A 19,630-nucleotide genomic window follows, 5' to 3' on the forward strand; every position below is an offset into this window, starting at 1 on the left:
CATGCCCCTCTTCGACGAAGACGACCTGACCATCACCTACCACGTGGTCGCGAACCACGAGGAACAGCACTCGATCTGGCCGGCGAGCCGGGAGATACCCGACGGATGGCGCTCGACCGGCTTCACCGGGAAGATCGACGCCTGCCTCGTCGAGATCGAACGCGTCTGGACGGACATGCGCCCGCTCAGCCTGCGCAGGGCCATGGACGACGCGGACGCGGCAGCCGTCCGGTGAACGACACCCATCTGCTCCCCCTGGGCGGCAGTGGCGACTGGGGCGTCTGGCCCTCCCTCGTCGTCCGCACCACCGGCATGCCCTTCGACTGGCTCGACACAGCCGACATGGCAACCCCGGACTCCTTCGAGGAGGCCAGGAAAGCCGCGCTGCGGCAGCTGGCCACGGCAGCCGACAACGACCTCTTCCGGTCCGCGCTCGCCTGGCAGAACCCCCTGCTGGGCGAGCAGGTCCGCAAGGGCGCGCACCTGGCCGGGAAGCGACGGCGCTACCTGCGCCGTTCGCTGGCCGCCTATGCGTCCCGCTACTGCGCCAAGAACGACACCATCGGCTTCTTCGGACCATCGGTGTGGGGTACGTGGGGCACAGAGCCGACCCGGGTCACACCCGCGGGCCGGGCTCCCCGGTCCCGCGATGTGTACATGGAGCTGTGGGCGGTCCGTGCCCTGGCCCGCGCGCTGCGCCTGCGGCACGGCCTGGACCCCTGGGTGGTGCCGCACGTCGCCCCGGGCCTGGACCTCACGAGCGACGTGTTCCCCCTCCAGGACGGCTCCCAGCTGTCCGTGACACCGCTGCGCCGCGCCGTGCTGGAAGCCTGCGACGGCACCCGCGCCGCCTACGAGATCCCGCTCGGCTGCCCGGAGTCGGACGCCGGCGAGGTACGCGACGAAGTGCGGCGGCTCCGGGCCATGGGCGTGCTCAGCACCGACTTCGCCATCCACCAGGCACGCCGCCCGGAACGCCAACTGCGCGGCCAGCTCATGCGGGTGAGCGATGTCGAACGCCGTACCGCCGCGCTCCGTGACCTCGACGAGGTCGTACGGGCCGTGGCCGCCCTGAAGAACCACACCGGGCAGCCCGCGCAGCTGGCCCAGGCCCTGACCGCCGCCGAGGAGGCATTCGTACGCGTCACCGGCGAACGGGCCGAGCAGGGCGCCGGGAAGTTCTACGCGGGCAGGCGCATCGCCTACGAGGACTGCGTCGCCGATCTCGATGTGGAGCTGGGACCCGAGGTCCTCGAAAGGGCGGGGCCCGTCCTCGACCTGGTGCTGACCAGCTCCCGCTGGTTCTCCCGGATGATCGCCGCCGAGTACGTCCGCGCGGCCCGGCAGATCATGGCCGACGACGAGGGACGGTCGTCCGACGGCGGCTACCCCTTCGCGTACCTCCTCGCGGCCATGTCCACCACCTTCTGGGACGACCCGGTACGCCCCGCCGACGCGGCCTGCGCCGAACTCCGCGCCCGCTGGACGAAGATCCTTAGGCCGAACGCGGACGGCTCGCCCACCACCCGGACCGCCGCCGAGATCCGCGACGCGGTGTACGAGATGTTCCCCGCGGACGGGCCCGCTTGGACCGAGGCCCGCTGGCACAGCCCCGACCTGATGATCGACGCCGCCGGCGCCGACGACATCCGGGCCGGACGCTTCCGGGTGGTGCTCGGTGAACTGCACTCGTGCGTCAACACCGTCAACGCCCTGCTCTTCCTGGACACCGCGCCCAACGCCCCGGCAATACGCGGCTGGATCGACCGTGAGATCGCCGGGGCCATCACCCCGCTCTACCCCTTCTCCACCGGGCACGTGAACTCCCGCACCGCCCCGCCCGGCGCCCATCTGTCACCGCTGTGCCGGTACATCGGCATCGGCAGCGAGCCTTCGTACCACCCGCGTACCGCCGAGCTGATCCCCATCACCTCGCTGCGGGTCGTCCCGGCGGGAGACGGCTTCCGGGTGGTGTCCGTGGACGGGACCTTCGAGGAGGATCTCGTCCAGGTCCTGGGGGACTACCTCAGCAGCGCTGCGGTGCAGTCGTTCGGCTTCCTGGAACGGCGGGACCACCAGCCGAGGATCACCATCGACGATGTCGTGGTGTGCCGCGAGACCTGGCGGGTGCCGTTCACGGACCTGCCCGGCCCGGACGCCAAGGAGGAGCCCGTGCACGCCTTCTTCCAGGCGCTGCGCGAACGGCTCGGGGTCCCGCAGAACGTCTTCGTCCGGGTCGCCGGCGAGGTGAAACCGGTCTACGTCGACCTGGCCAACCCCTTGCTGGCCGACATGCTCTGGTCGAAGATCCGTCGCGGACGCGAGCGGGTGCCCGACGGCGACCTGGCGTTCTCCGAGATGCTCCCGGGCCCGGACGGAATGTGGTTCAGGGACGATGCCGGGCAGCGGTATCCCGTTGAATTCAGGATCGTGTGCACAGACAGGAAGAACCATGACTGAGACCCTTGAGACAGCGGATGGTTCGACGGCGCGTCCCGCCCGTCACGAGCCCGCCGTCCGCATGGCCGGACTGATGAAGTCCTTCGGTGACGTCCAGGCCGTCGTCGAAGGCCGCATGGAGGTGTTCCCGGGCGAGGTCGTGGCCGTACTCGGGCCGAACGGCGCGGGCAAGACGACCAGCCTGCACTGTCTGCTCGGTCTGCGGCAGCCCGACTCCGGTGTTGTGGAACTGATGGGCGGCTCGCCGACCTCCTCACGCGTACGGGCCCAGTGCGGCGTCGTCCTCCAGAACTCGGGTCTGCCGGGCAGCCTCAAGGTACGCGAACTGGTCGACCTGTTCCGCGCCTACTACCCGGCCCCGATGGACACCCGGGAAGTCATGGACCTGGCCGGTCTCACGGACCTGTCCGAGCGCTTCTTCGGCGAACTCTCCGGCGGCCAGCAGCAACGCGTCTACCTGGGGCTCGCGCTGTGCGGAAAGCCCCGCGTCCTCTTCCTCGACGAGCCCAGCGTCGGGCTCGACAGCGTCTCGCGCCGCCAGTTGTGGTCCACTGTGCAGCGCGTCGCGGCCGAGGGCACCGCCGTACTCCTCACGACGCACTACCTCGAAGAGGCCGATGCCCTGGCGGACCGCATCGTCCTGTTCGCCTCCGGCCGTACGGTCTTCGAGGGCTCGTCCGCGGAGATGAAGTCCCACTTCAACCGCCGCCGTCTCTCACTGCGTCCGTCCGGCCGGCCCGATCTGGAGGCCGTGCGGAACAGCGGCGCGGAGGACATCGAGTACATCGACGGCCTGCTGTCGCTGAGCACGGCCCGCACCGCTGACGTCCTGCGGGTCCTGCTCGCCACCGAACAGGACCTGAACGACATCGAGGTACGCGGCGTCAGCCTGGAAGAGGCCGTCGAAGAGGTCCTGCGCACCTCTTCCGCCGACCTCCCCGCACCCGCCCCGGCCGCCGCCCCCCGCAACCGGCGCGCAGCGAAGCGGGCCAAGGCCGCCGAGCGGCTGGACGCCGCCTCCTGGACCAGGATCGTGCGCGCCCAGACGAAGGCCGAGTTCCTCAAACTCAAGCGGGACGTGGCGTTCATCCTGACCACCTGTCTGCTGCCCACGCTCTTCTTCGCGTTCTTCGGCCTCTCCCAGGCCAGGCACGGCGACCAGGAGGCCATGGCGTACACCGTCGCGGGCTTCAGCGCCTACGGTGCCATCGGCGTCGGCATGTTCGGCTTCGGAGTGGGCATCGCGGCCGAACGCGGCTTCAAATGGGACCTGCTGATCCGGGCCACCCCCATGTCGCCGAGCGCCTATCTGTGCTCGCGGATCATTCCCGCCGCCGTCTTCACCCTGTTCACGCTCGGTGTCCTCGGCGTCTTCTCCACGGTCGTGGCGGGCGTCCGGCTCAGCGCCCTCCAGTGGCTGGAACTGATGGGCGGACTGACCCTCGGCAACATCGTCTTCGTCGCCATGGGGCTGGCCATCGGCTACAACCTGTCGCCCAAGGCCGCCGGCCCCGTGTCCACCATCATCTATCTGCTGCTCTCCTTCGCCAGCGGGATGTTCGTCCCGATCAACCAGCTGCCGCCCCTGGCCGAGAACCTCGCCCAGTTCCTGCCGACCTGGCACTTCGCCCGCATCGGCTGGGGCGTCGTCGGCATCGAGCCCGGCTTCGGCCTCCCCTCGCTCCTGATCCTGGTCGCCTACACCGCGGCCTTCACCACCCTGGCCGTCATGGGATACCGCCGTGAACTCAAGACCCGCTTCCTCTGAACCCGCGGCGCCGCCCGCCCGGCAGGGGACGCTCCTGCGGCAGATACCGGCCCCGTCCGACCGTCGCCCACTGGTCATCGCGTTCCCGTACGCGGGAGGCGGCGCCGCGGCCTACGCCGAGTGGCGCGACCTGCTGGACGCCGACTGCGCCGTACTGCCCGTACACCTGCCGGGCCGGGAACGCCGCTTCCAGGAACGCCCCTACCGCCGCATGACCCACCTGGTCCGCGACCTCGTCGCGGAAGTCGGCCCGCTCATGGACCGGCGCGTCGTCTTCTGGGGCCACAGCATGGGCGCCTCGGTGGCGGTGGCCCTCACCCTTGAGCTGGCCCGGCAGGGCTTCCCGCCGCCCGCCCGGATCCTGGTCTCGGGCGCGGGCTCACCGGACCGCAGGGACCTGAAGGACCTGATCCATGTACTCGACGACGAACGGCTCACCGCCCGGCTCCACCGGTACGACGGCACGCCCCGCGAGGTCATGGACAACCCGGACCTGCTCGCCCTCGTCCTGCCGGTGATCCGGGCGGACTTCGAACTCATCGAGACCTGGGTCCGGCCCCGCCCGGCCCCGCTGCCCGCCCCCCTCACCGTGCTGTACGGCAAGGACGACCAGTCCGTCAGCGAGTACCGGGTAGCCGGCTGGCCCGCGTACAGCGACCGGCCGGTCGACCCGAAGCCCTTCGGCGGCGGGCACTTCTTCATCCGTGAGCATGCCGCGGAGGTCGCCGGGATCATCCGCGAACTCGCCACCGGGCCGGACACCTGACCTTCGCGCCGCACCACCTTCCCAAAAACAGCCCCTTTCCAGCACAGACACTTTCGAGCAAGGAGCAGCGATGCGGGCCATCGTCATCAAGGAGTTCGGCGGTCCAGAGAACATCGAGATCAGCGACGTCCCCGAACCCCTGGCCGCCGAGGGCTGGGTGCTCGTCGATGTGGAGCGCTCCGGGCTCAACTTCGCCGAACTGCACCAGATGGCCGGGACATACCTCACGACGAACGAGCTGCCGTTCACCCCGGGCACCGAGGTCTACGGCAAGGACCCCTCGGGCCGCCGGGTTCTCGGCATCATCGCCTCCGGCGGGCACGCCCAGCGCGCCGTCGTTCCGGCCGGATCCCTCGTCCCCGTACCGGACTTCGTCACCGGCGAGGAAGCACTCGCCCTCGGCCTTCAGGGCTTCACCGCCTGGCACCTGCTGCGCACCTGTGCCCGCGCCGTGCGCGGCCAGTCGATCGTGGTCCACGCGGCGGCGGGCGGGGTCGGCTCGCTCGCGGTGCAGCTCGCCAAGGCATGGGGCGCCGCCCGGGTGATCGGGTCGGCATCGACCCCGGACAAGCGCGAACTCGCCCTGTCCATCGGCGCCGACGCCGTCGTCGACTCGAACACGGACGACATGACCGCAGCCCTCCTGGAGGCCAACCGCGGCCGTCCGCTGGACGTCGTCCTGGAGATGGCGGGCGGGCACACCCTGGACCAGGGACTGGCGGCCCTGGGCACCCATGGCCGCATGGTGGTGTTCGGATCGGCCTCGGACGAGCCGTCGACCCCCGTACGTCTGGAGTCGCTGATCGGCGCGTCCCGCTCCGTGACCGGCTTCTGGGCCGCCGACCTGATGCGTACCAACCGCCGTGCCCTCACCGACACCCTCAACGGGCTGTTCGGCATGGTCAAGAACAAGCAGCTGAAGCCCGTCATCGGGGGGACGTACGTCCTGGAGGACGCGGCGCGGGCCTTCGGTCTGCTGGCCGACCGCTCCACCACGGGCAAGGTCGTCCTCGACACGACGGGGAACTGACACCCGCCTCGTCGTCCCCCTTCTGAACCACTCCGCGAGCGCGAAGGCCGGCATGTTTACGTCAGACGAGGATTCCGCCAGCTTCCTGATCCACCGACGATTCGAGGCACGGGTCCGGGAGAACCCCGAGGCGCCCGCTCTCATCCACCAGGGCCGGACCATCGGTTACGGCGAGCTCGACGCTGCCGCGAACCGCCTCGCGGCGGTGCTGCGCGCGACCGGTGTCGGCCCCGAGGCCGTCGTCGGCGTCCATCTGGAGCGGACACCGGAGGCGGTGACCGCGGTCCTGGCGGCGTGGAAGGCGGGCGGGGCGTACATACCCCTCGACCCCGCGCAGCCCCGGCAACGCCTCGCGCACATCATCGAGGACTGCGATCCGGCGGTGATCGTGACATCGGCGCGGCTGTCGGCCGGGCTCCCGGAGCACCATGCCCGGGTGGTCCTGGCCGACGGCCCGGCCGCGGCCGCGGCCGATCCGGCCCCGATGGCCTCGGCCGTACGGCCCGACAACCTCGCCTACACCATCTACACCTCCGGATCGACCGGACGGCCCAAGGGCGTCGAGGTCGCCCACCGCGGGCTCGTCACCTCCTACCTGGGCTGGGAGGAGGTCTACCGGCTCCGGGACGGTGTCCGCAGCCACCTCCAGGTCGCGGGCTTCTCGTTCGACGTGTCGACGGGTGACTTCGTCCGGGCGCTGCTCTCCGGCGGCACGCTGGTGCTGTGCGGCAAGGAGGACCTGCTGCGACCGGAGAATCTGTACCGGCTCATCACCCAACACGACGTGCACATGATGGACATCACCCCCGCGCTCCTGCGGCTGCTGATGGACCATCTGGAGGCCACCGGCGGACGGCTGGACGGCATGCGGCTGATCACGGTGGGCGGGGAGGGCTGGCCGCCCCGCGACTACCTGCGGCTGCGTGCCCTCGTCGGCCCGCGGACGCGGGTCTTCTGCTCGTACGGCGTCACCGAGTCGAGCGTGGACAGCACCTGCTACGAGACCTTCCCCGGCCCATCGCCCGGCACGGCCACCCTGCCCATCGGACTCGCCTTCCCCGGCACCCGTGTCATGGTGTACGACCGTGAGCTCGGCAGGACCGAGGACGGTGCGGAGGGCGAGCTGTACGTCACCGGCGCCGGACTCGCCCGCGGCTACCGGGGCAAACCCGCCCTGACCGCGCTGCGCTTCCTGCCCGCACCCGGCGGCCGGCGCGTCTACCGCACGGGGGACAGGGCCCGTCTGCTGCCCGACCGGGCCGTCGAGCACCTGGGCCGCATCGACGACGAGGTCAAGATCAACGGTGTGCGCATCCAGCCGGCCGAGGTCGAGACCGCCCTGCGCGCGCATCCCGGCGTCGGCCAGGCCGTCGCGGTGACTGCCCACGAGGCCGGGCGCGTACGCCTCCACGCCTACGTCACCCCGGCCGGTCCCGCGACGGTGACCCCCGCCCAGATGCACGAGCACGCGACACGCACCCTGCCCGCGACGATGGTGCCCGCCACCGTCACGGTCCTGGACTCGCTGCCCCTCAACACCAACGGCAAGGTCGACCGGCACCGCCTGCCCGCCCCGGCCCGGGGCGACGAGGAGACCTACGAGGAACCCAAGGGGAGCACCGAGATCCGGGTCGCCGGGATCTGGCAGGAGACCCTGCGGCTCCCTCGCGTGGGTGCCCTGGACGATTTCTTCATGCTCGGCGGCGATTCCCTCCAGTCGGCCCGCGTCTGCGCCCGCATCCGCGCGGAATTCCATGTCGACATCCAGCCCAGTGCCGTACTGACCCGCCCCACCGTGCGCGAACTCGCGGCACACACCACCCAGTTGACGCCCGAGCGCGAGCCGCCCGCACCACACCCCGCCCCCGGTGGGCGCTACCCGCTCTCCCCGGCCCAGCGCCGGCTGTGGCTGCTGAACCTGATCACCGGCCCCGACGCCACATACAACATCCCCATCGCCTTCAGCGCCGAGGGACCGCTCGACCACTCGGCGCTCACCACGGCGCTCAACCGGATCGTGGCCCGGCACGCACCCCTGCGGACCCGAATCGTCATGGCCGGCGGCGAGGCGATGCAGGAGGTCCTGCCCGGCTTCGAGCTCGCCATCACCGTCACGGATCTGCGCGGGGACCCGTCCGCCGAGCGCCGGGCACTGGACGTACTGGCGGGCCGGGTACGCGAACCGTTCGATCTGACGGCCGGCCCGCTCATCCGGGCGGACCTGCTGCGCCTCGACCGGCACCGCCACCAGGTGCTGGTGACCGTCCACCACATCGTCTTCGACGGCTGGTCGGCCGAACTGTTCCTGACCGGCCTCGGCCAGGAGTACGCGGCGCCGCTGCGTGACGCGACGGCCGGTCCGCCGGCCTTCGGGCTGTCGTACGGTGACATCGCGGCCTGGCAGGACCGTCGGCACCGTTCCGGCGGGCTCGCCCCTCAACTGGACCACTGGAAGCAGAGGTTCCGTACGCCGCCGCCCGCACTCGACAGCCTCGCGGACCGGCCGGGGCGGGACGCGGGCGAACGCGGCGAGGCCGGGCGGGCCACCCGGTGGCTCGATCCGGCGCTCACCGGCGCCGTACGGGCCTGCGGGCAGCAGCACGCGACAACGCTCTTCGTCACCCTGCTCAGCTGCTTCACCGTGCTTCTCTCGCGCCTCGCGGGCGAACACGACATCACGGTCGGCACCCCGATGGCAGGGCGCGACCGCGAAGAGGTGCAGGACCTCATCGGCTTCTTCGTCAACACGGTCGCCCTGCGCACGGACCTCACCGGCACACCGACGTTCGCCGAGGTGCTCGGCCGGGTGCGCGACGAGGTGCTGGCAGCCCACACCAACCAGGACATCCCATTCGAGGACGTGGTCGCGGGTGTGTCGGCCGCCGGAGCCGTGGGCCGCAACCCGCTCTTCCAGACCTGGTTCAACCTGCTGGGCGGCCCCGACCAGCCACCGCGCATGCCGGGGCTGGACACCGAGATGATCGAGCTGCCCGCGCACGCGGCACTCTTCGACCTCGGCCTGTACGTCACCGACCACGGCGACCGGCTCCGGCTCGATCTCTCCTACGACCGAGGGCTGTTCGGCGACGCCCGGGCCCGGGTGATCCTGGAACAGCTCGCCCACGTCATCGCGGCCGTGACCGCCGACCCAGGGGTGCGGACCGGCGGGGTGTCCCTGGTGACCGACGCGCACCGCGCCCTGTTGCCGGACACCGGGGCGGGACCGGGAGACACCACGCGCACCGCGCTCGCCGCCGGGGTGCGCAGGGGAATGGCGACGGCGGCCGTGCGCGACGCGTCCGGGAGAGAGCTGGCAGGCGGTGAGCGTCTGGCCGCGCTCGCCTCCCGGGTCACCCGCGAACTGGCCGCACTCGGGGTGCGCGAAGGGGACGTCGTCGCGCTCCACGCGGCCCGGACCACTGCTCTGGTGCCGCTGCTGGTGGGCATCCTGGAACGCGGCGCGGCATTCGTGCTGCTCGACCCGGCCCACCCGCCCGCCCGGCTGCGGGCCCAGCTGGCGGCCGTGGCACCGGTGCTGCTGATCCGCTTCGCGGAAGCTGGTGCGCTGCCACAGGCGATCACGGACTCCGGGGTACGCGTGGTCGAGGCCGGGCGGCTGCTCGGCGCACTCGACGTACTCGATGCGCCGACGCCCGCGCCATCGGCCCCCGGCGCGGAACACCCCGCGTACATCATGTTCACCTCGGGGTCGACCGGGCCGCTGCCGCGCGGTGTCCGCAGCGGACCGGCCCCCCTGGCTCACTTCCTCGCCTGGTACGTCCCGGCCTTCGGCCTCGGTCCGGACAGCCGTTTCGCGCTGCTGGCCGGACTGGGCCACGATCCGCTGCTGCGCGACGTCTTCACCCCGCTGTGGGCGGGAGGCGAACTCCATGTACCCGACACCGAGCTCATCGCGAACCCGCTGTCGCTCCTGCACTGGCTGGCGGAGCGCCGGATCACGGTCCTCCACCTCACCCCGCCACTCGCCCGTCTGCTGGCGATCGCCGCCGGGGAGACCGGGATGCGGCTGCCGGACGTACGCCTGATCTGTTACGGCGGTGACGTCCTGCGGCAGGGCGATGTGGCCGCGCTCGCGGCGGTCGCGCCATCGGCCCGGCACGTCAACTTCTACGGAGCGACCGAAACGCCGCAGGCGATGGCGTTCCACATCGTCGAGCCGGGTGCCGCGGACCTTGGTGCGGACGCGACCCGCTCCGTGCCCGTGGGCAGGGGCATCGCGGACGTACAGATCCTTGTCCTCAACGGCTCCGGGCAGTTGGCCGGCGTGGGCGAGGCCGGTGAGATCGTGATCCGTACGCCCTACCTCGCCGAGGGCTATGTGAACGCCTCGGGCGCGAACTCCCCGGGCAGTGGGGGATTCCACCACGACCCCATGCCGGGCGTACGCAGATACGCCACGGGCGACCGGGGCCGCTACCTGCCCGATGGCACCGTCGAGATCCTCGGCCGTACCGACGCGCAGGTGAAGATCCGGGGATTCCGGGTGGATCCGGCCGAGATCGACGCCGTCTGCCGACGGCTGCCCGGCGTGAACGACGCGGTGACGGTCGCGAGGCAGCACGCGGAGGGTGACATCCGGCTGACCACGTACGTGCTGACGGCGGACGGCCAGGCACTCGCGCCGGGGCAACTGCGCGTGGACCTCGCGGCCCGCCTGCCCGAGTACATGACCCCCTCCGAGGTGATGGAGATCAGCAGCATGCCCCTGACACCCAACGGCAAGATCGACACCCAGGCACTCCCGGATCCGGCACCGGACCGGGAGCCCGGACGGCAGGCGTCGGGAGGCGACCTGGAAGAGATCGTCCGCGGCATCTGGCAGACCGTGCTGGAGGTGGAGGACATCGCGCCGGACGACAACTTCTTCGACCTCGGCGGCACATCGCGCCTGATGGCCCAGGTGCAGGTGTCGCTGCGTGAGCGGCTGGGACGGGACATCACCCTCGTATCGCTGTTCAAACACGCCAGCACGGGAGCGCTCGCCCGCCACCTGCAACAGGCGGCGGCGCCTGCACCCGCCGCGAGCACCGCGCCCCGCGCACGCCGCCGTGACCACGCGGCGGCCCGTGCTCGGCGACTCGGACGCCGGGGCGACCGCGCCTGACACTTCGACAAGTGGTTTTCCCCGCAGTTCGTAGGCTTCGCCGGCGGAGTTCCGCATGCTCTGCCGGCGGGCATTTTCCCGCGCCGCTGTGATGAGTCAGTTGCTATTGTGACGAGCGGGTCACAAGGTTGACATGGTTGTGTCCTGTTGGCGCGCTTGGCTGGATTTGGCTGGTTAATCTGTTCCGACTCCGGTGACCGTGTGTGATGTCCCGGAATTCAGCCATTGTGCGAGATAGAGGTACATCATGGGGCGAAGCAGCGTGTCGTGCCGACGGGTGCTCGGGTCGGCTGTGGCGCAGTTGAGGCATCGCCCCGTAGTTCCAGCCGCGCACTGAGTCCGGCATCCCCCGGGACCGGCAGCGCCCCTCCTCTCGGTCGCTGCGCGAGCGCAGCGACCGGGCCTGCCTGTCCCGTGGCATCGATCTGCCGGACCGCAGTCCAAGTACTCCAAGCCGTTCTGGCCGTGCCCGACCCACACTCGCGGGTGGGGTTGATTTGCCCTTGCGAAGACATTTTCCGAGAGGTTGAAGTGGCGCTTTCCGTAACCGGTCCCGAAGCATGTGCGGAGCTTCTCTACCGGAAGCTGCTCCAGCGGACCCACTGGCGGACGCAGGAACTGGCCCGAGCCGTGAAGTGTTCGGCGGGCGAGGTCGCACAGGCGCTGCAGGCGCTGAGGGACGAGGGCCTCGTCGGTGTCTCGGCGGACGACCCCACGTCCTTCCGCGCGGTCGAGCCGTGCGTCGCCTTCCCGGCCTTGCTGGCACGAGCGATGTTCGAGGGGCGCACCCTGGGGCTCAGCCCGGCGGAGGCCGACCGGTTCATCGCCCTCCACGAGGGGGCGGCCGAGCGGGACGAAGGGGTTGCCCGCGGCAGCGGCGGGCACCGGACCGACGCTTCCAGTGTGGTCGAACGGATGGTCGCCAAGGTCGAGAAGGATGTGACCTTCCTCGTCCCCGGCTACGTCGACGGTGGATTCGCCTTCTCCCGCCCCATCGTGGACCTGGGGCTGCGGCGAGGCATCCGTCTGCGGGCCGTCTGGGCATCCTCGGTCTTCGACGCCGACGACGCCATGGATCACGCGCAGTGGCTGGCCCAACAGGACGTCCCGCCCCGCATGGCCGACGCGGTGCCGGTGTGCGCCATGATCATGGACGGCGCGGCGGCCGTGGTGATCGACCACTCCCGGACGCCCCGTATGGTGCGCCCCGGTGCGGAGTTGGAGTCCCTGTGCTCCCTCGCGGAGCGGCTCTGGGAGCGAGGCGCAGAGGTACGACGACTCAGACGCACACCCGGTACGGGTGCTGCCCAGCGGCCCCGTATGCAGATGGTCCTGCGCCTGCTGGCCGACGGCCTGACCGACGACGCCATCGCCCGCCGACTGGGCTGCAGCGTCCGTACCGTACGCAACGACGTGGCGGCGGCGATGGCCGCACTGGACGCCCGTAGCAGATTCCAGGCCGGTGCACGCGCCATGCGAGCCGGGCTGATCTGATGCCGGGCGTGCCGTGCGCCGCCCGCGACCCCGGCAACGACCCCACTCACCAAGAGGAACGGCACGGCCGGCCATTCGTGAGGTCCGGCAGACGGGCGGGGTCAGAGGGTTCAGGGTGCAGTGCCTCAGCCGTCGAGGAGGTCGGCCAGGGCGCGGCGGGCGGCGTTCGACGAGATCGATCGGGAGCAGCTGTTGCCCGCGCAGCAATGGCTGCTGGAAGACGTCCTCGCTCCCGGCAGGCTGTCCCGTCAGGCAGGCGCTTCACCGTTGTCCGGCTGCGGGCCGGGGAGTTCGTCGACTCGATCACCCCGGTGCAGCCGCGACCGCGCGACTCCGCACCCGGCGGTGGGGCCGGGTGCGGAGTCGCACGGCGGTTGTCAGCTGGTGCGGTTGTAGATCGCCGTGCCGGGGCAGGCGGTGACGCCGGAGCGGGTGGCGCAGCCGGTGTACTGGCCGGAGCCGTTCCACCAGGTCCAGCCGCCGATGGTGCGGCCGTTCAGCCAGGTGTACTGGCCGACGTAGTTGGCATCGTACGTCCGGAGGCTCCAGTGCACGTGGGCTCCGGTCGCGGAACCGCCTGCGCAGGTGTCGGTGCCGATGTTGCCGAGCAGGGCGCTGCGGGCGATCGACGTCCCGTTGTAGTAGGTGGCGTTCCACATGTGGTAGTAGTCCGTCGAGAAGCCGCCCGGGTGGATCACCCTGGTCCAGCCGCCGCCGGCGCCGCACATCGAGGTCGCCGTCCCCTCGCGGGAGGAGCGGACCCGGCCACTGGCGTTGCCGCCGGAGAAGTCGAGGCTGCTCCAGTAGCCGGTCGAGCCGTCGCTGGAGTGCGCGCCGCCGGTCAGGGTCATGTAGTAGTCGGGCATCCAGGGCAGCAGCAGCCCGTTGGTGTTGGCCAGGATCCCCACCGACGACGTCTGCTTCTGCGGCGTCGCCTTGCGCTGTGCGTATGCCGTCATGGTCTGCCGCTCCGCCTTGCCGACCAGTGGGGACTTCGCCACGTGGTCGGCGAACTCGCGGTCCCCTTCGAGGCCCGCGACCCAGCGCCCGTCCTTGCGGTGGGCGATGTAGAGCCAGCCTTCCGGCTCGCCGTGCTGTGTGCGCGGCGCCTCGACGTACGCGACGCCACGTGCCCAGTCGCGCGAGACGGCGCGGACGTCGACGACCACCTTGCGGCCCTCGGCGGCGAGCTTACTGACGGCGGCCTTCGGGGCGATGCCCTTGGCGTCGTGGGACCGGGAGAGGACGTCGGTGGAGACGGCGTCCATCAGTGCTTCGCGGTCGGTGCCGAGGCGGTCGGCGACCGTGGCCGGCATCCTCACGGTGACACCGGAGGCCGACGGCTGGGGGGCGGCAACCGGGGTCGCGGCCGAGTGCCGGCTGCTCCCCGCCGCCGAAGGCGCGGCGGCGAGCAGCCCGGTGACGGCGAGGGCGGCGACGACGGTTCTCACGGACAGTTTGGAAAGCATGGGCGGTATCCCTTCTGCACAGGAGGGCCTGCCGGGCGGACAGGCAACGAGAGGGTGGTGGAACGCGGCACGCCGGCAGGTGAAGCGGGCGGCTGGGTTCGCCGCGGGATGAGGGGTCAGAGGCCGCAGTCGGGGGCCGACCAATATCGGCCGGTGCCGCCTGCGACGTGGACGTGGTCGTCGTGGCCGGGGTAGCCCGGTCCCAGGATCTGGGTGAAGCCGTGTTCGCGGGCCTCGAAGGCCAGGGCGCAGAAGCCCTGGGAGCCGGCGCTCAAGTCGGCTGCGAGACCGTACATGTGGAGGCTGTCGGGGTCTCCGCCGACGGCGTCGTTGCAGGCGTGGTCGCGGAAGCCGTCGTTGATGCCGATGGGCCGGTCGCCCATCGCGTGCCGCAGGGCCTGCAGTTTCCACATGGTGGCCAGGACGTTGGCCTGGACCGTGGCGGCGTCGGTCTGGCCGCCGGACCAGTCGGTGCCGCACTGGTTGAGTTCCGACCAGTCGAAGTTGGCCGGGGAGCAGTCGCCCTTCTGGAGGTCGTAGATCTTGCCGAAGGTGAGCGGGCCGGCGATGCCGTCGGCCTCCAGGCCGTACGCCGTTTGGAAGCGCTGCACCGCGGCCCTGGTGGCCGGGCCGAACTCGCCGTCGATGGCGAGTTCGCCGCCGGACCCGGGGTAGCCGGCGACCCTGATCTGGAGCTGTCGTACGTCCTCGCCGGACGTTCCCTCGCTCAGGGACCGGTTCCAGGTGAAGCAGGCTCCGGCGGATGCGAGGCCGGTGGATGCCGAGGCGGGTGCGAGGGACGGTGCGGGGCTCGCGGACGCGGACGTGGGTGCGGCGAAAAGCAGGCTGACGCCGGTCAGGGCGGACGCGAGCAACAGGGATGAACGCGATGTCATGTGGGCCTCTGTTCGGACGACGACATGTCGGGTGACATGGTCGGGGGGTGTGACACGGTCAGGGGGCGCGGCGTCGTTGACTGAGCCAGGACTTCAGAGGTGCGACGCGCGTTCGATCAGCTCGCGGGCGGTGCCTTCCACCGAGTCGTAGCGGTCCGGGTAGGCCGAGACCTGCACGGCCTGCGCCACCTGCCCCGCGGACAGGTCCGGGTTGTCCGCCGCCACTCGGACGGCGCGGGTGAAGAACGCCTTCGACGCGTACGACACGTCCCTGATCTGTTCCGGCGTGCCCCAGCCCTGCGACGGACGCTGCTGGAACACTCCGAGCGAGTCCCGGTCGCCGCAGTCCAGGTTGTTCATGTTCGACTCGACCACGCCCGCCTCGAACCCGGCGAGCAACACCCGGTCGATGACGCCGAGTTCGCCGCCGGTCCGGTAGACGACCTTGAGTACCTCGGGGTCGGGTTCGTCCGGCACCGTGCAGCCCCCGCCGCCACCGCCGCCGCCCAGGCCGACGAGGTTCTGCCAGGTCTCGGGGCCGATGACACCGTCCACGGACAGACCCTTGTCGCTCTGGAACAAGGTGACCGCGGAGGCGGTGGCCGGACCGAACTGCCCGTCGACGGCAAGTCCGTAACCGTACTTGTTCAAAGCGGTCTGCGCCGCCGCGACCGCGTCGCCGCTCTCGCCCTCCCGGACCGTGACGATCAGCCCCGGCCAGGTCTCCCCGCCGATGACACCGTCCGCGGCGTACCCCCTGGACTCCTGGAAGGCAACCACCGTGTTCTCGGTCGCGGGGCCGAAATCGCTGTCGGCCGAAATGTCGTAACCATGACCACGCAACAGGTACTGGGCGGTGGCGACGTTCGCTCCGGTCGTGCCATTGCTGAGGGCCGGCCAGGCAGGAACGGCGGTGGCCGACTGCACAAGACCGAGCGAGACCACCAGGGCCGCACACACCGCGGCAATCGCGACCCACGTACGTCTGACTCTTGTTCCTGATATCAACCCGACTCCCACGTCAAGCAATATGGAGTGCCGAAAGCTAGCAACGGACGGCCCGGCCGGCATCGGGTGTTCGACCGACGTACGGAACATGACATGTCCGCCGTGTCGCTATCCGACAGGCCGACGAGCACGCACATCTGACGTGAGGGGCGGTCGTACGGCTTCGGTATAGTCCCGCGTCGTCGGGGCTCGTCCTCGACAGCTGAGATGGCCGGGTCAACCCAGGAGGACGGTGAACCGATGCCCGGGTTGTCATCCTGCGGTGTCGCACCGGTTCGGTGAGCGGCATGCCGCCGGTCTCGCCGCAAGACAGTGTCGAGGCGCGATTCCTGACGTCCGCCCGCCGGTTGGTTCCTCCCGTGCGCGGGGTCGCGGTGGTCGTCATCAGTCTCTTCGGACTTCTCGCGGTACCCGACGAGGCCTTGCCGCTGGGGTTCGCCTTGTTCGGGCTGGTACTCATGGGGGCCGGGGCGGACTGCTGGGCGGGGTTCACGGGGCGCGGCGCGGTGCTGTCTCTGGTGTTCGCCGTGCTGAGGGTGGCGGCGGTCTGCGGAACCCAGGAATGGACCGGCGGGCCACCGAACCTGTGGGCGCTGAACATGCTGACCACAACGGCGATCACACTCCAGTTGGAGTGGCCCCCGGCGGTCGCCGTGCCCGTCACGTCCGCGCTGCTCGCGGTCGACCTGACCGCGGGGGGAACCGATGTCGTCGGCACTCTGCTGCCGCGCCTGGTGTTCGAGTGCCTGCTGGCGCGCCTGGGATTCGTGCTGCTTCGCCAATCGGCCCGGCGGGTGGACGAGTTGCGGGAACGGCGATCGGCGCTGGCGCGCGCGGAGGCGGCCCTGCTGGCGCGGCACCGGCAGGAACGCGAGTACCTCGCGCTGCTCCACGACACAGCGGCGTCGACCTTCCTTCTGGTGACGGTGCAGGCGAAGGAAACGGACCCGGAGCAGGTCGCCGAGTACGCCCGGCACGACCTCGCGGTGCTCACCGGTACCGCGGGGGGAGCGACAGCCCAGGACAGCACCGTGGACCTGACAGCCGCGCTGCACACCGTCGTCGGCCGCGGTCAACTGGCCGTCTACGTCAGCGCGGAGGACACCCCGCTGGTTCCGGCCTCGGTGGCACTCGCCTTCGTGCGTGCGGTACGCGAGGCACTGGCCAACGTCGAGCGGCATGCCGAGGTCGGCACCGCCGTGCTGAGCGTGCACGGCGAAGGCGACCGGGTCGTCGTCACGGTGGCCGACCACGGGGTGGGGTTCCACCCGGACGAGGTGACGCGCTCCCGTCGCGGTATCCGGAGCTCGGTGGTCGAGCGCATGGTCGCCGTCGGCGGCAGCGCCTCGATCACCTCGCGTCCCGGTGCGGGTGCCACCGTGAGGTTGGTGTGGCCCGGTGAGTGAGAGACGCGTGGCAGGTGACCACGTCTACGCGACGACGCGGATCATCCTGGTCTGCGCCACCGGCATCCTGCAGTTCGGCCTGTGCCTGCACCCCCTGCTCACACAGGAGTACCGGCACCGATGGCTCGCCGTGGCCGCCTTCATCGCCCTGGCCTGCGTCACCGCCGTCTGCTGCGGGTGGGTGCTGCGGCGAAGGCCGCTGCCCGTCGCCCTCGTGGTGGCCGGCACGGCAGTGGTACTCGCGGTGTCGTTCTGCGCCTCGGCCGCGCTCGCCCCGGACCAGCGATTCCAGGCGTCCGACTGGTCGTTCGGCCTGGTGGGGTGGCACCTGCTGTTGCTGTTGCTGGACCGGGTCCGGACGCTGATCACGGTTCTGACCGCGCATCTGGTGACAAGCATGGGACTGTTCCTTTCGGCAGGCGTGCCGGACCGCGCCACGTTGGGTGCGGCCGGTGCCGCCGCGTTCGGCGCGGTCAACGTCCAGCTGGCGGTCGTAGTGATCACGCGAGTGCTGCACTGGCAGACCCACGAGGCGATGGCGGTGGCCGAGGAAAAGGACCGGCTGGTGACCCGGGTACTGACGGCGCAGCAGTGGGAACGGGGTCAACGGAGCCTCTTCGCCGACCAGTTGGGTTCCACACTGTCGCTTCTTGCGGGCCTGGCCGACGGCGAACTCGACCCACGCGACAGTGACACCCAGCGGCGGTGTGCGCTTGCCGCGACGCAGTTGCGGCGGTTGTTCGCCGAGAACGACGACATGCCCGACCCGTTGGTGCACGAGGTCACCGCGTGCGTCGACGCGGCGGAGCGACGAGGCGTGGAGGTGTCGTTCGCCATCAGTGGCGCCGCTGTGCCGGTGCCCTCGCAGGTGCGCCACGAGCTGACCGGGCCGGTGGTCACGGCATTGTCGGCGGCGCGGATCCGTGCCAGGGTGAGCATGCTGCGCACCGATGAGGAGGTACGCATCGCGGTGGTGGCCGACGCTGACGACTGCGCCGGCCTGGTCATCGAATCCACCGGCCGAGTCGGGGTCGAGTACCGTGTCTACGGTGAGTTCCTGCGGCTGGAGGCCAGATGGCGCAAGCAACAGAGCTGAGCGCCGTCATCGTCGACGACCACCCCGCAGTGCGTGCCGGGGTCGCCCAATGGCTGGTCACCGGCACCCCACCGATCCAGGTCGCGGCGTCGGGTGACGACGTCCGGGTCGCATGGGCCGGTGCGGGCGCCACCGCCGACGTGGTGATCCTCGACCTGCACCTGGGCGGGCCGACGCCGGCCATGGGCGAGCTGCACAGGCTGGTTCAGGCGGGGCGGCGGGTCGTCGTCTACTCGATGCGCGCGGATGACGAGATCGCTTTGCAGTGTCTGGAGTTGGGGGCCCTGAGCTACCTGACGAAGGCCGAGGGCGCCGGACATCTCCTCGAAGCCTCCGTCGCCGCGGCATCAGGCCGCACGTACACTCCGCCGTCGCTGGCAGGAGCGCTGGCAGGCGACCGCTCCGCCACCCGGCCGGCGCTCTCGGCGCGCGAGACCGAGGTGCTGGTCGAGTGGTTCCAGTCCGAGTCCAAGGACTTCGTGGGCCAACGCCTGGGTATCTCGCCGCGTACGGTCAACACCCACCTCGAACACATCCGGATCAAGTACGCGATGATCGGCAGGGAGGCGCCCACCAAGGCCGCGCTCCTGGCACGAGCGATCCAGGACGGACTGGTCCAGGTCGACGACCTGTGACGCGAGTCCTTCCCTCCCCTCACTCCGAAGCGGAAGGGTACGGGCGCCCACAGCCTGACGGGACGACCTGGGAACACAGGCGCACCGGCCGCCGGATCCGGGTGAGCGCGAGGCCATTTAGCGCGCGGCGTAGGCTTCCAGCGGGCCCGGAGCGGGCAGACACGGCAGACGGCGAGTCATCACAAGCTCCAGGCGGCGAGGCGACGTTCCTCTGCTACCGGCCGACTACGGTCCTGACCCGCCGGCTGTGCGGCACAGCGACTTACGAAGGCACTCAAGGCCGCCTGATCCTCACCTCTCCACGAACTTCCGCAGGGCAGCGCCAGGGCCTCTGTTCCGGATCTTGCTGGACGCGCGACGCCGGATATCCCTCCCCTGACCCCTAGTGTTCTGAGTCAGGGATTCTGTTCAGATATGAGGCGAGGCGTTCGAGGATCTCGTCGGAGGTCTTCGTCCAGACGTACGGCTTCGGGTCGG

Annotated in this window: 13 protein-coding genes; 10 read left to right on the forward strand and 3 right to left on the reverse strand. The window is 70.7% G+C overall.

Annotation, left to right across the window (positions count from 1 at the left end):
• The first annotated feature begins 1 nt into the window (after nt 1).
• From ABZ622_RS35975 to ABZ622_RS36005, 7 genes are all read left to right on the forward strand, one after another.
• Nucleotides 2–235 carry an MbtH family NRPS accessory protein gene (locus tag ABZ622_RS35975; RefSeq protein ID WP_266773060.1) on the forward strand — a complete coding sequence of 78 codons (234 nt, stop codon included), beginning with the start codon at nt 2–4 and terminating at the stop codon, nt 233–235.
• The gene (locus tag ABZ622_RS35980; RefSeq protein ID WP_360550616.1) at nt 232–2,460 is read left to right on the forward strand and encodes a lantibiotic dehydratase; all 2,229 of its coding nucleotides are present in this window, start codon (nt 232–234) and stop codon (nt 2,458–2,460) included. The genes ABZ622_RS35975 and ABZ622_RS35980 overlap by 4 nt, the downstream gene beginning before the upstream one ends.
• Nucleotides 2,453–4,228, forward strand: a complete 1,776-nt coding sequence (locus ABZ622_RS35985; RefSeq protein WP_360550618.1) for an ABC transporter ATP-binding protein/permease — start codon at nt 2,453–2,455, stop codon at nt 4,226–4,228. Before ABZ622_RS35980 ends, ABZ622_RS35985 begins: the two co-directional genes overlap by 8 nt.
• Nucleotides 4,203–4,994, forward strand: coding sequence for an alpha/beta fold hydrolase (locus ABZ622_RS35990; protein ID WP_360550620.1), 792 nt, complete (start codon nt 4,203–4,205; stop codon nt 4,992–4,994). The genes ABZ622_RS35985 and ABZ622_RS35990 overlap by 26 nt, the downstream gene beginning before the upstream one ends.
• A gap of 70 nt (nt 4,995–5,064) precedes the next feature.
• Entirely contained in the window at nt 5,065–6,024 is a 960-nt protein-coding gene (locus ABZ622_RS35995; RefSeq protein WP_360550622.1) for an NADPH:quinone oxidoreductase family protein, read from the forward strand.
• 52 nt (nt 6,025–6,076) lie between these two features.
• Nucleotides 6,077–11,149 (forward strand): amino acid adenylation domain-containing protein, encoded by a 5,073-nt coding sequence (locus ABZ622_RS36000; RefSeq protein WP_360550624.1) that lies wholly within the window; start codon nt 6,077–6,079, stop codon nt 11,147–11,149.
• Between the two features lie 531 nt (nt 11,150–11,680).
• Nucleotides 11,681–12,643 (forward strand): helix-turn-helix domain-containing protein, encoded by a 963-nt coding sequence (locus ABZ622_RS36005; RefSeq protein ID WP_360550626.1) that lies wholly within the window; start codon nt 11,681–11,683, stop codon nt 12,641–12,643.
• Between the two features lie 377 nt (nt 12,644–13,020).
• Here ABZ622_RS36005 and ABZ622_RS36010 read toward each other — a convergent pair whose 3' ends face one another.
• From ABZ622_RS36010 to ABZ622_RS36020, 3 genes are all read right to left on the reverse strand, one after another.
• Nucleotides 13,021–14,112 (reverse strand): M23 family peptidase, encoded by a 1,092-nt coding sequence (locus ABZ622_RS36010; RefSeq protein WP_360550628.1) that lies wholly within the window; start codon nt 14,110–14,112, stop codon nt 13,021–13,023.
• 116 nt (nt 14,113–14,228) lie between these two features.
• Nucleotides 14,229–15,008, reverse strand: coding sequence for a D-Ala-D-Ala carboxypeptidase family metallohydrolase (locus ABZ622_RS36015; protein ID WP_360550630.1), 780 nt, complete (start codon nt 15,006–15,008; stop codon nt 14,229–14,231).
• Nucleotides 15,009–15,101: 93 nt separating this feature from the next.
• Entirely contained in the window at nt 15,102–15,968 is an 867-nt protein-coding gene (locus ABZ622_RS36020; protein WP_360550632.1) for a peptidoglycan-binding protein, read from the reverse strand.
• A gap of 407 nt (nt 15,969–16,375) precedes the next feature.
• On the opposite strand from ABZ622_RS36020, the gene ABZ622_RS36025 reads away from it, so the two are divergent.
• The 3 genes from ABZ622_RS36025 to ABZ622_RS36035 are packed head-to-tail and all read left to right on the forward strand — an operon-like array spanning nt 16,376 to nt 19,153.
• Nucleotides 16,376–17,422: an ATP-binding protein gene (locus ABZ622_RS36025; protein ID WP_360550634.1), complete on the forward strand. Its 1,047-nt coding sequence runs from the start codon at nt 16,376–16,378 to the stop codon at nt 17,420–17,422.
• Complete coding sequence (locus ABZ622_RS36030) at nt 17,415–18,518, forward strand: hypothetical protein (RefSeq protein ID WP_360550636.1); 1,104 nt, start codon at nt 17,415–17,417, stop codon at nt 18,516–18,518. Before ABZ622_RS36025 ends, ABZ622_RS36030 begins: the two co-directional genes overlap by 8 nt.
• Nucleotides 18,497–19,153: a response regulator transcription factor gene (locus ABZ622_RS36035; RefSeq protein ID WP_360550638.1), complete on the forward strand. Its 657-nt coding sequence runs from the start codon at nt 18,497–18,499 to the stop codon at nt 19,151–19,153. Before ABZ622_RS36030 ends, ABZ622_RS36035 begins: the two co-directional genes overlap by 22 nt.
• Nucleotides 19,154–19,630: the final 477 nt, after the last annotated feature.

This window comes from Streptomyces sp. NPDC007164 (genome assembly GCF_040634135.1).
GTDB lineage: Bacteria > Actinomycetota > Actinomycetes > Streptomycetales > Streptomycetaceae > Streptomyces > Streptomyces sanglieri.

Excerpts from the sequence above, each read along its gene's own strand:
- ABZ622_RS36015 (WP_360550630.1), bottom strand. The coding sequence starts at position 15,008 with ATGACATCGCGTTCATCCCTGTTGCTCGCGTCCGCCCTGACCGGCGTC.
- ABZ622_RS36035 (WP_360550638.1), top strand. The coding sequence starts at position 18,497 with ATGGCGCAAGCAACAGAGCTGAGCGCCGTCATCGTCGACGACCACCCC.
- ABZ622_RS36010 (WP_360550628.1), bottom strand. The coding sequence starts at position 14,112 with ATGCTTTCCAAACTGTCCGTGAGAACCGTCGTCGCCGCCCTCGCCGTC.
- ABZ622_RS35995 (WP_360550622.1), top strand. The coding sequence starts at position 5,065 with ATGCGGGCCATCGTCATCAAGGAGTTCGGCGGTCCAGAGAACATCGAG.
- ABZ622_RS36000 (WP_360550624.1), top strand. The coding sequence starts at position 6,077 with ATGTTTACGTCAGACGAGGATTCCGCCAGCTTCCTGATCCACCGACGA.
- ABZ622_RS35985 (WP_360550618.1), top strand. The coding sequence starts at position 2,453 with ATGACTGAGACCCTTGAGACAGCGGATGGTTCGACGGCGCGTCCCGCC.
- ABZ622_RS35975 (WP_266773060.1), top strand. The coding sequence starts at position 2 with ATGCCCCTCTTCGACGAAGACGACCTGACCATCACCTACCACGTGGTC.